Origin of the sequence: Allobosea sp. OAE752 (assembly GCF_050433265.1) — a bacterium.
Classification (GTDB): domain Bacteria; phylum Pseudomonadota; class Alphaproteobacteria; order Rhizobiales; family Beijerinckiaceae; genus Allobosea; species Allobosea spartocytisi.
In genome coordinates, this window is record NZ_JBNPXO010000003.1 from 341,712 (window position 1) to 354,665 (window position 12,954).

Sequence of the window (12,954 nt, forward strand, 5' to 3'; positions counted from 1 at the left end):
CGCCCGGCTCTACCGACCCGAAGGCTCAGGCCACCGCGCCTTGAGGCTTCAGTTCTTCGACTTCCGGTATCCGGCCCTCGAACCAGTAGGCCGCGGCCGCGCGCGACATCGCAGCCCCGTCATGGCCGACACCTGCCACCGTGATGAGGCTCCAGTTGCAGGCGGTGCCGAGCCGCGCGGCTTCGGCCCGCGCGAAGTCCAGCATGAAATGGGCGCGGCCGTAGCGATGCGGTCCCTGCGCCAGCGCCTCGGGCTGCGCCGGCAGGTTGGGGTCGTCGGTGACGATGTCCTGATCGCCGGCGAAGAGGATCATCGGATAGGCGAGCCAGCGCGCCAGCGCCTCCCGGTCGAGCCCGAGCCCGCCGAGCCCTTCCGGGAAGCGGCGTTCCAGTGTGGGCAAAGTGTACCAGCCCGGATTGGAGGCCATCGCCGCCGCGAAGAGCTCGCCGCCCTCGATCGCCAGCATGCGATGCACGAACTGGCCGCCGGCCGAATGGCCGAAGATGCGGATGACGGGGCTGTCGATCGCGCCGCCGGCACGCAGCGCGTCGAGCACGCGTTCCGGCACGGTGTAGAGCCACTGCCCGCGCGGAGCGATGGTCCCGTCCTCCGAAACGACAAGACCGTTATTGTAGCTCTCGGCCTTGGGGAACGCCTCGTCGGGAAAGGTCGGCGCGACGATCAGCAGGTTGTGCTTCTCGGCCGCATCGATCCAGAAATCGCGGTAATCGTCGCCATTGCGCAGCATGCCGTGCTGCACGACGATGACCGGATCGTTCGGCCGGTGACCCGCCGGCCGATAGAAGTTCACCACGAGTGGCCGGCCGGGATGGAAGCCATCGACGAAGGGCAGCTCGCCCCGGCCGACCGCCGGGTTGAGGGTGGTGGTGATCATGCGGCCTCCGGAGCCTTGTGCAGATGGCAGGCGGCGCTGCGGCCGGGCGCGATCTCGATGAGCTTCGGCCGGACTTCGCGGCAGACGGGCATGGCCTGCTCGCAGCGCGGATGGAACGGACAGCCCGGCGGCGGCGCCAATGGCGAGGGCAACTCACCCTTGAGCGGCTGGAAGGCGCGCTTGCGCCGCGCTGCTGACGGAATCGCCGCGATCAGCGCTGCGCTATAGGGATGCGCCGGCTCGGCGAAGATCTCAGCCGCCGTGCCGACCTCGACGATGCGGCCGAGATACATGATCGCGACGCGGTCGCTGATATGGCGGACGAGGCCGAGATCATGGCTGACGAAGAGATAGGTCAGGCCATGGCGTTCGCGCACATCCATGAACAGGTTGATGACCTGCGCCTGGATCGAGACGTCGAGCGCCGAGACCGGCTCGTCGCAGACCAGGAAATCCGGCTTCACGGCAAGAGCTCGCGCGATGCCGATACGCTGGCGCTGTCCGCCCGAGAACTGGTGCGGATAGCGCTCGCGATAGGCGAGATCGAGCCCGACCTCGCTCAACGCCTGGTCGACCGCCCCATCGATCTCCGCCTTCGGCAGCAGCTTGTGAACGCTGAGCGCCTCGCCGACGATGCGGCTGACCTTCATGCGCGGGTCGAGCGAAGCGTAAGGGTCCTGGAAGATCATCTGGACCTTCAGCAGGAAATCGAGCCGCTCCTTGCCCTTGAGCCCCACCACCGGCCGTTGCTCGTAAACGACCTCGCCGGTCGTCGGCTTCAGGATGCCGGTGACGACACGCGCCAGCGTGGACTTGCCACAGCCGGATTCCCCGACGAGGCCGAGCACCTCGCCGCGCTTGACGCTGAGATCGATGCCGTCGACGGCGCGCAGCACCGGTGGCGCCTTGCCGCGCCCGGTCGCCATCAGGATGCGCTCCGCCAGCGTCGGCTTGCGGCGGAAATGCTTGGTGATGCCCTTGAGCTCGATGATCGGGGCGTCGCTCTGGGCGCTGGTCGGGGCACTCATGCCGCTTCTCCCACCGGCACCGGATTGTGGCAGCGGAAGCGATGCGCCCCCTCGCCTGTCGTCTCGGGGTCACTGATGGCACAGACCGGCTGGACGCGCGGGCAGCGCGGGCGGAACGGGCAGCCGCTCGGGCGGGCGTCGATGCGCGGCGCGACGCCGTCGATCTGGTTCAGCCGCTCGCCAGGCAGAACGTTGGCGGCCGAGGAATGGAGCAGGCCGAGCGTATAGGGATGGCGCGGTGCATCGAGCACTTCGTCGACCGGCCCAATCTCAACGACGCGGCCGGCATACATCACCGCCACCCGGTCAGCGAGCTCGGCCACCACGGCGAGGTCATGCGTGATCCAGAGCACCGCCGTCCCGGTCTCGCGGGCGAGCTTCTGCACCTCGAACAGGATTTGGCTCTGGATGGTGACGTCGAGCGCCGTCGTCGGCTCGTCGGCGATGATCAGGTCGGGCGCATTGAGCAAAGCGGTCGCGATCGCGACGCGCTGGCGCATGCCGCCGGAGAATTCGTGCGGGAATTGCTTGAGCCGCGCTTCCGGCGAGGAGATGCCGACGCGGGCGAGCGCCTTGGCGGCTTCACTGAGCGCTTCCTCGCGGCTGCAATCGCGATGCTCCAGAATCGCCTCGCTCATCTGCTCGCCGATGCTGAGCACCGGGTTCAGCGTCATCAGCGGGTCCTGGAAGATCATGGCGATGCGGTCGCCGCGGAGGCTCCGCAGACGCTCCTCGGAAGCCGCACGCAGATCCTCGCCGCCGAAGCTCACCGTGCCGGCGACGATCTCGCCCGGCGGATCGATCAGGCGCACCAGCGAGAAGCCGGTCACGGACTTGCCGGAGCCGGATTCGCCGACCAAGCCTAGCACCTCGCCGCGCGAGACGCTGAGATCGACGCCGTCGACGGCGGGCCAGGCGCCGTCGAGCGCGTGGAAGACGGTCCGCAAGCCGCGGACATCGAGCAAGGGTTCACTCATGAGCGCACGTTGAAGCTGCGGCGCAGCCGGTCGCCGACGAGGTTGAGCGAGCCGATCAGCAGCACCAGCGCGATACCGGGGAAGACCGCGATCCAGTATTCGCCGGAGAGCAGGAACTCGAAGCCATTGGCGATGAGCAGGCCGAGCGAAGGCTGCGTCACCGGCACGCCGACGCCGAGGAAGGAGAGCGTCGCCTCCAGCGTGATCGCCCCAGCGATGCTGATCGAGGCGACGACCAGCACCGAGCCGACCGAGTTCGGCAGCAGATGCGCGATCATGATGTGCCGGGTCGGCAGGCCGAAATTGAGCGCGGCCTCGATATATTCCTTGCGCCGCTCGACCAAGGCGGAGGCGCGCATCAGCCGGGCATATTGCGCCCATTGCACCAGGACGATGGCGAGGATGACCTTGTCGACCCCGCGCCCGATCGAGGCGAGCAGCACGAGCGCGATCAGAATCGAGGGGAAGCCGAGCATGAAATCGACGACGCGCATGATCACGGCATCGACCACACCGCCGAACTGCGCCGCCACGAGCCCGGCCGAGATACCGATGAAGAGCGCGCCCAGCGTCGCGATGAGTCCGACCATCAGGCTGGTGCGTAGTCCGTAGAGGATCGCGCTCAGCATGTCGCGGCCCTGCGAATCCGTGCCGAGCCAATAGGTCATGCCGTTCATGCCGGCATCCCCCGGCGGCAGGCGGTTGTCCATCACGCTGAGCGAGGCGAGGTCATGCGGGTTCTGCGGCGCGATGACCGGGGCGAGCAGGGCCAGCGCAACCATGATGCCGAGCAGGATCGCGGCGCCGCGCGTCGTCGGCCGGCTGCGGATGCGGCGCAGCACCTTCTCGCGCAGCGGCGTGTCGGCATAGGCCGGGACGGCGGGAGCTTTCGCTGGGGCGCTCATGCCATCTCTCCGGTCAGCTTCACACGCGGATCGAGCGCGGCATAGAGGATGTCGACGAGGAAGTTCACGGTGACGAAGAGCAGCGTCGCCAAGAGCACATAGGCGACGACCACCGGCCGATCGAGCTGGTAGACCGAGTCGATCAGGAGCTTGCCCATGCCGGGCCAGGCGAAGACCGTCTCGGTGATGGTCGAGAAGGCGACGAGACTGCCGAACTCGATGCCGACGACGGTGACGACCGGGATCAGGATGTTGCGCAGCACGTGCCGCCCGACGACGCGGCGCGGTCTGACGCCCTTGGCGCGGGCATATTTGACGTAGTCCTGCGTCATCGCCTCGCTCGTGCCGGCCGCGACGAGGCGGGTCATCAGCGCGATCTGGGGAATGGCGAGGTTGATCGCGGGCAAGGCGAGATGGACGAGCCCGTCCCAGGTCACGAGGCTGGTCCGGATGCCCAGGACCGAGACCGTCTCGCCGCGCCCGGCCGTCGGCAGCCAGTGAAGGACCACCGCGAAGAGCAGGATCAGCATCATGCCCTTCCAGAAGCTCGGCAGCGAGAAGCCGAGGACGGTGGCGCCCATGATGATGCGCGAGGGCCGGCTGTCCTGGTCGAGCCCGGCATAGAGCCCGAGCGGCACGCCGGTGACGATGGCCAGCGTCATAGAGAGCAGGACGAGTTCGAAGGTCGCCGGCAGGCGCCCGAGAATGAGCTCGATCGCCGGCACGCCATGCACGAAAGAACGGCCGAGATCGCCCTTGAGCGCATTGCCCATGAAGACGAAATATTGCTGCCAGACCGGCAGGTCGAGGCCAAGGCGCCGGACCAGCGCCTCGCGCTCGGCCGCGCTGGCCGATGGCGAGACGAGCAGTTCGACGGGGTCGCCGATACCGTAGACGGCGAAGAACACCACGACCGAGACCGCGAGCAGCACGAGCACGCTCTGGATCAGTCGCTGCAGGACATAGGCGGTCATGATGCTCGACCGGCTCCGCTCAATGGTTCGCGGGCCGCCCTGAAAGAGGCGGCCCGGCTTGTCGATGGCCTGTCGGCCGGCGGCTTACTTGGCCTTCGGCTTGACCGACATCGCCAGCATGTACTGGTCGGCGCGGCCCGTGACGTCGAGCTCGGACTTGAAGGCCCAGATGCCGCTCTCGAAATGGATCGGGATGAAGGCGTAGTCGGCGAGGACGAGCTTGCCGGCTTCCTGCAGGAGCTGGTCGCGCTTGGCGTCGTCGAGCGTGGTGACGGCCTCGCGGATGACCTTGTCGAACTGGTCGTTCTTGTAGCCGCCATAATTCGAGCCGCCGAGCGTCTTGGCCTCGTTCGGGGTCGGCGGCCACTGCCGCAGGAAGGAGGCCGCCTCGCCGGTGCCGGAGCCCCAGCCGCCGATCGCGACCGAGAATTCCTTCTTGGCGCGGCGCGGGAAGTAGATCGCCCGCGTCATCGCATCGACCTCGGCCTTGATCCCGACCTGGGTCAGGTACTGCGCGACGGCCTGGGTGATCTGGCTGTCGTTGATGTAGCGGTCGTTGGTGGTCGAGAGCGTGAGCTGGAAGCCCTTGGCATAGCCGGCTTCGGCCAGCAGCTTCTTCGCTTGCGCCGGGTCATAGGCCAGCTTCTCCGGCTTGGCCTGCGTGCCGAACATGCCGGTCGGCAGGTACTGGTAGGCCGGCTCGGCCGCGCCGTCCATGATGCGCTTGACGATGGCGTCGCGGTCGATGGCCAGCGACATCGCCTTGCGGACGCGCAGGTCCTTGAGCGGGTTCTTGCCGTCCTCCGACTTGACGAAGGGGCTCTGGTCGCGGGCGACGTCGAGCTGGAAATAGACGACGCGCGTCGAGGGCGTGATGACATGGCCGAAGCGCTTGTCGTCCTTGATCCGGCCGAGGTCGCGCGCCGCCGGGTTCTCGATCACGTCATAGTCGCCAGCGAGCAGCCCGGCGAGACGCGGGCCGGCATTGGTCACCGGCAGCAGGCGGACCGTCGCCCAGGGCTCGGCCTTGCCCCAATAGCTCGGGTTGCGCTCGAGCTCGATCGCCGATCCCCGCACATAGGACTTGAGCTTGTAGGGGCCGGTCCCGATGGCGAGCGTGCCGTCATTGAAGCCGCTGACCGTCGGCCAAGCACCGGTGACGCCGCAGTTCTTGGCGACGTCGTAGCTGATCGGGCCGTGCTCGACGATGGAGGCCGAGAGGATGGGGAGCGCCGAAAGCAGGTTCGGCAGCAGCGGCTCGGGATTGGTGGTGGTGATCACCAGCGTCTGCGGATCGGGCGCCTCGACGGCCGCGAAATTGCCGGTGACGTCTGCGAAGGAATCCGAGACCTTGGTCTCGTTCTTCAGCGTGCGGCAGAAGGTGAAGACCACATCCTCGGACGTGAAGGGCTTGCCGTTGGAGAATTTCACGCCGTCGCGCAGCTTGAAGGTCCAGCGGTTCTTGCCGTCGTTCTCCCACGAAGCCGCGAGGCTCGGATGCAGCTTCTGCTGCGCGTCCTGGCTGACGAGCGAATCGAAGATATGCTGCGCCAGCGCATTGTTCGGCGTGAGGTCGTGATAATGCGGATCGACAGCCGTCGGCTCGGAGGCCAGCGCAATGCGCAGGGTTTGCGCGGAGACCGCCGTGGTGGACAGGCACGCAACCGCAAGGGCCGCGCGGAACAAGGATGTGCGCATGACGATAACCGCTCCCGCTTGTCGTTTTGACAGGTTTATTTTCGTCGAGTAGCAAACATGAAAATTTTTGAACGTCAACCGGTCGGAGGCACATGTCCCAGGGCTTGAAGCCGTCGACGGATCTCTCGAACCGGATCGCGCAGATCTACCCGTCGCTCAGCAGCGGCCATCGCCGTGCGGCCGATTTCGTGCTGCAGCATCCGCTCGACGTCGCCACCATGACCATCGAGGGGCTGGCGGAAGGCAGCGGCACCTCCAACGCCACGGTGACGCGCTTCGTCCGGGCGCTCGGCTATGGCGGCTATGGCGAGTTTCGCGGCGCGCTCTCGGCGGCGCTGAAATTCGCCCATGCCCCGGTCGACAGCTTCGCCGGCGCCCGCGCCGAGGCCGGCTCGAGCTTCGCCACCTTCGCGACCGCGCTTGCCGATCAGGCCGGAAACCTCCAGGCAGCGCGCGACGGGCTCTCGGAAGACGCCGTGACGCGGGCGGTGGAACTGCTGCTGAAGGCGCCGCGCGTCTTCATCGCGGCGTCCGGCGCGAGCCACCATGTCGCGTCCTTCCTCGAGGACGGGCTGGCGCTCTATCTCGACGCCAATGTCATCTTCGCCTCATCCCGCACCGGGCCTGAGCGCGCCATCCGGCACATGATGTCGGCGGGCCCCGACGATCTCGTCGTGGCGATCTCGGTGCCGCGCTACTCCCGCGCGACCCTGGATCTCGCGAGCTTCGCCAAGAAGCGCGGCGCCCGGGTGCTCGCGCTCACCGACAGCCCGACCTCGCCATTGACGCCGATCGCCGACGTCACGCTCTTCGCCCCCGCCCGCAGCCATCTCCTGCCCAATTCGCCGACCGCGGTCTTTGCCCTGGCGGATGCGCTGATCGCGGCCGTCGCGCGCGAACGGCCGGACGCGGTCGAGGCGCTCAAGGAACTGAGCGAGAGCCTGCTCTGGACCTTCTTTCGCTAGAGCATTTTCGAGCGAAGTGGATGCCGGTTCGCGTGAAGAAAATGCAGAAAAACAAGGAGCTAGAGCATTTCCGCGTTTCAGAGAAACGCGGAAATGCTCTAGAGCCCGGCCCGAAAAGCGGAAAGTGGTTTTCGGAAAAGAGGCTACCGCGCCGGACCCGCGATCTGGGCGCGTCGCGTCAGCCCGAAGACCGCGAGCAGGAAGAGCCCGGCCGAAACCACGGCGTTCCAGCCAGCAAGCGACAGGCCGAGAAAGCGCCACGCCGCCTCGCCGCAGGAGACCACGCGCACGCTCTGCAACTGCTTCATGAAGTCCTGGACGCCGGCCGCAGCGGAAGAGCCGCCACCGCAATCGCTCGGCCCCAGGAACCAGCCCCATTCCACGCCGGAATGATAGACGCCGAGCCCGGCGCTCCAGGCCATCAGCACCGCCAGCGCCAGCAGCGCCAGCCATTGCAGCCGCGCTGAGCGGGCCAGCAACAGCGCCGCGAGCGCGAGGCCGATGGCGGCGTAATGCGGCACGCGCTGTTCAAGGCAGAGCTTGCACGGCACCAGCCCGAGCACGAGCTGGAAATACCAGGCACCGGCGATCAGCGCGGCGCTGATGAGGCCGATCGCGCCGATGAGCCGCAGCGGCGTCAGCATCCGGCTCCGGTCGGGGACGGTCTCGAAAGTGGAACTGGTCATGGGCGTCGGCTCAGCAGGACAGAAGCTGTCCCGACCCTGCGACCAGCTTGAGGCCGAAATAAAGCAGAATCAGCACGGCGGCCGCGACGACGGCGATCACTTTCAGGCGACGTTCGATGAAGTGGCGGATCGTGTCGCCATAGCGCCTAAGCAGGAAGGCGAGCGCAAAGAAGCGCGCCCCGCGGGCAAGGATGCAGGAGACGACGAAGAAGGTCAGCCCGATATGGACCGCGCCGGCCAGGATCGTCACCACCTTGATCGGCGGCAGATGGGCCAGCCCCGAGGTCGTCAGCAGGATCAGCGTCGTGTCGGGGCCGGCGCAGGCGCGCAGAGTGTCGAAGGCATCGAGCTTGCCGTAGAAGGCGAGCACCGGCTTCGCCAGCGCCTCGAAGGCATAATAGCCGATGGCGTAGCCCATGATGCCGCCCAGCACCGAGAACAGCGTCGCGATGAAGGCCAGCCGATAGGCCCGCATCGGCCGCGCCAGCGCCATCGGCACGAACAGCACATCGGCCGGGATCAGGAAGAACGAGCTTTCGACGAAAGCGACGACCGCGAGCCACAGCTCGGCCCGGGGGCGGGCGGCGAGCGACATGGTCCATTCGTAGAGGCGCTTCAGCATGGCGGCTCTGGAGCAGGATGCGAAAAAGCGGGAACCGGTTTTTTCGCGATAATCCTGCTCTAACTCCCTGGTGAGAGACGGATTCAGATTTCGGATGGGATCGCCTTGTGGTGCCCTCTGAAATCATCCGGCTCTAGAGCATGCGTCGGCCGGTGACGCAACGGCTTCGGCAGGCCGAAACATCGCCATCTTGCGCCGGGACCGAAAAACCTCTCGGCTGCGTCGCCGCGGCGATTGACCGGTATCGATCGATCGCTATAGTCCGCCGGCCCGTCGGGGCCCCTGTGGCGGAATTGGTAGACGCGCTCGACTCAAAATCGAGTTCCGCAAGGAGTGCTGGTTCGATCCCGGCCAGGGGCACCAAAAGCTTATTCGCCAAGGTTCGTCAGCCTTCGCCTTCCTGAGAAAATCTCGCAATATCAACGAGCCGGTGTTCACTGGGCTTCCCCCGCTTTCGTTGATAACCGCAAGAATTGTTGGCCTTTTGGAGCGCCAAGGCCAACAGGCTGACTTTTTCAGGCTAACACATGCCGCTGACAGACGTCGCAATTCGGAACGCCAAGCCGCAGGAGACCACTGTGAAGCTCTCGGATGGCGGCGGCCTTCAACTCTGGATCGAACCAAAGGGCGGGAAGCTCTTGCGCCTTGCCTAGCGACGGCAAGGACCCGGCCGCCGCGCCGGCGCACCTGCAGCTTCTCCTCGCGATAGAGCCGCTGCAGCTTCTTCTGGTTCATCACGATGCCCTGACGGTCCAGCATGATGTGGATCCTGCGACAGCCGAACCGCCGGCGCTCTTCCGCCACGGCCTTCATCGCCTCGCACAACAGGGCATCGTCCGGGCGGGCGCTCGTGTAGCGCACCGTCGAGCGGTCGATCGTCAAGGCCAGGCACGCCCGACGCTGGCTCACTGCGTGCACCGTGCAGGCATGAGCCACCGCCTTCCGTTCGCATCGGGCGTCACCATTTTTTTGCGGCGACACCCTTCAGGATCGCGTTGTCGAGCAGCTGTTCGGCCAGCAGCTTCTTGAGGCGGGCGTTCTCATCCTCAAGGGTCTTCATAGGGTCGGTGTCGTCGCCCGCCAGATCAGGTCGGGTTCGATGACGATGCCTTGCTGGGCGTTGCGGCCGGCGATCCGGTCGAGCAGCATCTGCATCGCCATCTCGCCCAGGTCCTGTTTGGCGATCCTCAGCGTGGTCAGGGCCGGAGAGACCAGCGACGCTGCCGGAATGTCGTCGCAGCCGACGATGGCAATATCGTCCGGCACTTTGACGCCCGCACGCTCGAGTGGCTTCATCAGCCCGAGCGCGATCAGATCGTTGTAGCAGATGATGGCGTCGAGCTGCCCGGCCTCGGGCAGGAGTCGGGCGGCGATGTCGGCCCCGCCCTGCAGGTCCGGTGAGCAGGGCATGTCGAAGGCGAGGGAGAGGCCATGGCGCGCCAAAGCCGCCTCGATGCCCTCCCGCCGCTTGCGCCCGCCATGCGACGAAGCCAGTCCGGCCGCAAAGCCGAAGCGCCGCCGCCCCTGGGCGACAAGCTGCGCTACGGCGGCCTCGACACCGGCACGATAATCGACCTCGATGGTGCCGGCATGGCGCTTGGCGGCCGTGCGGTTGATCAGCACCACGGCCCGGTGCGGCGCGATCGCGCGCAGGAGCCGCTCCTCGTCGAGGCGGGCGCTGCAGATGATGACCCCGTCGACGCGCTTGTCGAGCAGCGTCCTGAGCACCTCCTCCTCGCGCTCCGGATCCTCGATCACGTTGCAGGACAGCAGCGTGTAACCGGCCGGCCGCGCCACAAGCTCGGCGCCGCGGATGATCTCGGGAAAGAACGGGTTGACGATATCCGGCACCACGATGCCCACCGTATGCGAGCGATCGCTCTTCAGGCTTTGGGCGAAAGCGTTGGGGCGGTAATTCAGCGCCTGGGCCGTTTCCAGCACGCGCTGGCGTGTTTCCTCGCCGGCGCCGCCACGGCCGTTGAGCACGCGCGACACGGTCATCGGCGAGACGCCGGCCGCCGTGGCGACATCGATGATCGTCGGCGACCGCAAGGTGGGTTTCATGTCCATGTCGTCTTATCTCACGATAACGATATCTTTTTCCAGAGACTTCTCTTTCGCCAAAAGCATAAGATTTTTCCGCATGAATGTGCCGAAACGCCGCAAAGCGACACCATGCGTCAATCGGTGCAAGCAGGCTTGACGCTTCGATTGAGATAACGATAACGTAGCTTCATAGCGCCCGCCACCGAGCAGAAGGCGCAGTGGAGGAGACGATGGCAGTTTTCCCTAGGCGCGCCCTGCGTGGCGTTGCGCTGTCCCTCATTCTGACCCTCTCGGGAGCGGCCGGGGCGACCGACTACAAGGAGGCGCCGAGCCTCTCCGAGCTGGTCAAGGGCGGCAAGCTGCCGCCGGTCGAGCAGCGCCTGCCCGAGAAGCCGCTGGTGCTCAGCCCGGTCGAGAAGGCCGGCAAATATGGCGGCACCTGGCGCCAGGCCCTGATGGGCGGCAGCGACTCGCTGATCGAGCGCTCGGTCGGCTACACACGCCTCGTTCGCTGGAACCGGGACTGGACTGCGGTCGAGCCCGATGTTGCCGAAAAGATCGACGTCAAGCCGGACGGCACCGAATATGTCTTCCATCTGCGCAAGGGCACGCGCTGGTCGGACGGCGCGCCGTTCACCGCCGACGACATCCTGTTCTGGTACCGGGACGTGCTGATGAACAAGGAGCTGACGCCGTCGGTGCCGCGTTGGCTGCGCAGCGGCAGCGACCCCGTCATCGTCGAGAAGATCGACGACGACACCGTCCGCTTCCGCTTCACCGGTCCCAACGGCATGCTGCTGGAGAACATGGCGACGACGTTCGGGTCCGACATCCTCGCCGCGGCGCCGGCGCATTACCTCAAGCAGTTTCACAAGACGTATAATCCGGACGGCGTCGACAAGCTGGTCGCGGAAGCCAAGGCGGCGAACTGGGCCGCCCTCTTCCTCAACAAGACCAGCTTCCCCGGCCGCTGGCGCGACACCGGCCGGCCCGTGCTCGACCCGTGGAAGCTCACCGTGCCCTATGGCGGCACGACGCAGGTCGTGCTGGAGCGTAATCCCTATTACTTCAAGGTCGATCCGGAGGGGCGGCAACTGCCCTATATCGACCGCGTCACCTTCGACATCATGGGCGACCAGCAGGCGATCGTACTCAAGGCGATCAATGGCGAGCTCGACATGCAGAACCAGCGCCTCAACGGGCTGGAGACGCGCATCGTGCTGGCCCAGAACCGCCAGCGTAGCGGCTACCGCCTGTTCAAGGCGCAGCCGGCCTGGTCGAACGCGATGTGCATCTCGCTCAATCAAACCAGCAAGAACCCGGTGCTGCGCGAGGTCTTCCGCAACAAGGACTTCCGTGTCGCGCTCTCGCTCGCCATCAACCGCGACGAGATCAACGACCTGATCTATGCCGGCCAGTCGCAGCCCTATCAGGCGGCCCCGCGCCCGGGCACCGCGCTCTACGACGAGCAGATGGCCACGCAGTACACCAAGTTCGATCCGAAAACCGCCAACGCGCTGCTCGACAAGGCGGGCTTCGCCAAGCGCGACGCGCAGAAATTCAGGCTCGGGCCGGATGGCAAGCGCATCTCCTTCGCCGTCGATGCCGCGACCTCGCGCCGCTACCAAATCGACGCGCTCGAGCTGATCAAGAAATACTGGGCCGCGGTCGGCATCGAGATGCAGGTGAAGACCGTCGAGGAATCCTTCGCCTTCGCCCGCATGCTCGCCAATGAGCACGATGCGATGGTCTGGATCGGCGGCGGCGGCTACGACTTCCTCGGCATCCTCGACCCGAAATGGTACTTCCCTTACGAGAACCAGGCGGCCTTTGCCTCGGCCTGGGGGATCTATTTCCAGAACCCGAAAGATCCCAACGCCGAGGAGCCGCCGGAGGCAGCCAAGCAGCAGCAGGCGCTCTACGTCCAGATGCAGAAGACGCCTGGCACCGCCGGCCAGATCGAGGTCATGAAGAAGATCCTCGCGATCGCCCGTGACCAGTTCTACGTGATCGGCACGAATATGGACGCCGATAATTACGGCGTCGTGAAGAACAACATGCGCAACGTGCCTGACCTGATGCCGGACACGTTCTTCTACATGACGCCGGGCCCGACCAATCCGGAACAGTATTTCTACGAATAGCTCCAGCTATCGTC

12 protein-coding genes, 1 tRNA gene and 1 pseudogene are annotated in these 12,954 nt (G+C 66.1%); 4 read left to right on the forward strand and 10 right to left on the reverse strand.

Annotation, left to right across the window (positions count from 1 at the left end; genetic code table 11):
* Positions 1-25: 25 nt before the first annotated feature.
* The 6 genes from GGC47_RS10770 to GGC47_RS10795 form a co-directional block, all read right to left on the reverse strand.
* Positions 26-895, reverse strand: a complete 870-nt coding sequence (locus GGC47_RS10770; RefSeq protein ID WP_142022069.1) for an alpha/beta hydrolase — start codon at positions 893-895, stop codon at positions 26-28.
* Positions 892-1,923 (reverse strand): ABC transporter ATP-binding protein, encoded by a 1,032-nt coding sequence (locus tag GGC47_RS10775; RefSeq protein ID WP_142022070.1) that lies wholly within the window; start codon positions 1,921-1,923, stop codon positions 892-894. Before GGC47_RS10775 ends, GGC47_RS10770 begins: the two co-directional genes overlap by 4 nt.
* Complete coding sequence (locus GGC47_RS10780; RefSeq protein ID WP_142022071.1) at positions 1,920-2,900, reverse strand: ABC transporter ATP-binding protein; 981 nt, start codon at positions 2,898-2,900, stop codon at positions 1,920-1,922. The genes GGC47_RS10775 and GGC47_RS10780 overlap by 4 nt, the downstream gene beginning before the upstream one ends.
* Positions 2,897-3,805: an ABC transporter permease gene (locus GGC47_RS10785; protein WP_142022072.1), complete on the reverse strand. Its 909-nt coding sequence runs from the start codon at positions 3,803-3,805 to the stop codon at positions 2,897-2,899. Before GGC47_RS10785 ends, GGC47_RS10780 begins: the two co-directional genes overlap by 4 nt.
* The gene (locus GGC47_RS10790) at positions 3,802-4,779 is read right to left on the reverse strand and encodes an ABC transporter permease (RefSeq protein ID WP_142022073.1); all 978 of its coding nucleotides are present in this window, start codon (positions 4,777-4,779) and stop codon (positions 3,802-3,804) included. The genes GGC47_RS10785 and GGC47_RS10790 overlap by 4 nt, the downstream gene beginning before the upstream one ends.
* Positions 4,780-4,863: 84 nt before the next feature.
* Positions 4,864-6,477: an ABC transporter substrate-binding protein gene (locus tag GGC47_RS10795; RefSeq protein WP_142022074.1), complete on the reverse strand. Its 1,614-nt coding sequence runs from the start codon at positions 6,475-6,477 to the stop codon at positions 4,864-4,866.
* Between the two features lie 92 nt (positions 6,478-6,569).
* Here GGC47_RS10795 and GGC47_RS10800 point away from each other — a divergent pair, with 92 nt between their 5' ends.
* Positions 6,570-7,442 (forward strand): MurR/RpiR family transcriptional regulator, encoded by an 873-nt coding sequence (locus tag GGC47_RS10800; protein ID WP_038363658.1) that lies wholly within the window; start codon positions 6,570-6,572, stop codon positions 7,440-7,442.
* A 143-nt stretch (positions 7,443-7,585) separates the two neighbouring features.
* On the opposite strand, the gene GGC47_RS10805 is transcribed toward GGC47_RS10800, so the two are convergent.
* The gene (locus GGC47_RS10805) at positions 7,586-8,086 is read right to left on the reverse strand and encodes a disulfide bond formation protein B (RefSeq protein ID WP_210245669.1); all 501 of its coding nucleotides are present in this window, start codon (positions 8,084-8,086) and stop codon (positions 7,586-7,588) included.
* A gap of 52 nt (positions 8,087-8,138) precedes the next feature.
* A complete protein-coding gene (locus tag GGC47_RS10810) occupies positions 8,139-8,750 on the reverse strand; it encodes a YqaA family protein (protein WP_113253678.1) in 612 nt (203 codons plus the stop codon).
* Positions 8,751-9,028: 278 nt separating this feature from the next.
* On the opposite strand from GGC47_RS10810, the gene GGC47_RS10815 reads away from it, so the two are divergent.
* Positions 9,029-9,113: transfer RNA gene (locus tag GGC47_RS10815), tRNA-Leu, on the forward strand.
* Positions 9,114-9,277: 164 nt separating this feature from the next.
* Positions 9,278-9,403 carry an Arm DNA-binding domain-containing protein gene (locus GGC47_RS10820; protein ID WP_370954616.1) on the forward strand — a complete coding sequence of 42 codons (126 nt, stop codon included), beginning with the start codon at positions 9,278-9,280 and terminating at the stop codon, positions 9,401-9,403.
* Positions 9,404-9,434: 31 nt separating this feature from the next.
* Here GGC47_RS10820 and GGC47_RS10825 read toward each other — a convergent pair.
* A pseudogene (locus GGC47_RS10825) lies at positions 9,435-9,731 on the reverse strand (IS3 family transposase); the annotation flags it as partial.
* A gap of 75 nt (positions 9,732-9,806) precedes the next feature.
* Positions 9,807-10,820, reverse strand: coding sequence for a LacI family DNA-binding transcriptional regulator (locus GGC47_RS10830; protein ID WP_370954617.1), 1,014 nt, complete (start codon positions 10,818-10,820; stop codon positions 9,807-9,809).
* Positions 10,821-11,026: 206 nt separating this feature from the next.
* On the opposite strand from GGC47_RS10830, the gene GGC47_RS10835 reads away from it, so the two are divergent.
* Positions 11,027-12,940: an ABC transporter substrate-binding protein gene (locus GGC47_RS10835; protein WP_142022077.1), complete on the forward strand. Its 1,914-nt coding sequence runs from the start codon at positions 11,027-11,029 to the stop codon at positions 12,938-12,940.
* The last annotated feature ends 14 nt before the right edge of the window (positions 12,941-12,954 follow it).

Coding starts and splice junctions, on each gene's coding strand:
- GGC47_RS10770 (WP_142022069.1), bottom strand. CDS start 895: ATGATCACCACCACCCTCAACCCGGCGGTCGGCCGGGGCGAGCTGCCC.
- GGC47_RS10775 (WP_142022070.1), bottom strand. CDS start 1,923: ATGAGTGCCCCGACCAGCGCCCAGAGCGACGCCCCGATCATCGAGCTC.
- GGC47_RS10780 (WP_142022071.1), bottom strand. CDS start 2,900: ATGAGTGAACCCTTGCTCGATGTCCGCGGCTTGCGGACCGTCTTCCAC.
- GGC47_RS10785 (WP_142022072.1), bottom strand. CDS start 3,805: ATGAGCGCCCCAGCGAAAGCTCCCGCCGTCCCGGCCTATGCCGACACG.
- GGC47_RS10790 (WP_142022073.1), bottom strand. CDS start 4,779: ATGACCGCCTATGTCCTGCAGCGACTGATCCAGAGCGTGCTCGTGCTG.
- GGC47_RS10795 (WP_142022074.1), bottom strand. CDS start 6,477: ATGCGCACATCCTTGTTCCGCGCGGCCCTTGCGGTTGCGTGCCTGTCC.
- GGC47_RS10800 (WP_038363658.1), top strand. CDS start 6,570: ATGTCCCAGGGCTTGAAGCCGTCGACGGATCTCTCGAACCGGATCGCG.
- GGC47_RS10805 (WP_210245669.1), bottom strand. CDS start 8,086: ATGCTGACGCCGCTGCGGCTCATCGGCGCGATCGGCCTCATCAGCGCC.
- GGC47_RS10810 (WP_113253678.1), bottom strand. CDS start 8,750: ATGCTGAAGCGCCTCTACGAATGGACCATGTCGCTCGCCGCCCGCCCC.
- GGC47_RS10820 (WP_370954616.1), top strand. CDS start 9,278: ATGCCGCTGACAGACGTCGCAATTCGGAACGCCAAGCCGCAGGAGACC.
- GGC47_RS10830 (WP_370954617.1), bottom strand. CDS start 10,820: ATGGACATGAAACCCACCTTGCGGTCGCCGACGATCATCGATGTCGCC.
- GGC47_RS10835 (WP_142022077.1), top strand. CDS start 11,027: ATGGCAGTTTTCCCTAGGCGCGCCCTGCGTGGCGTTGCGCTGTCCCTC.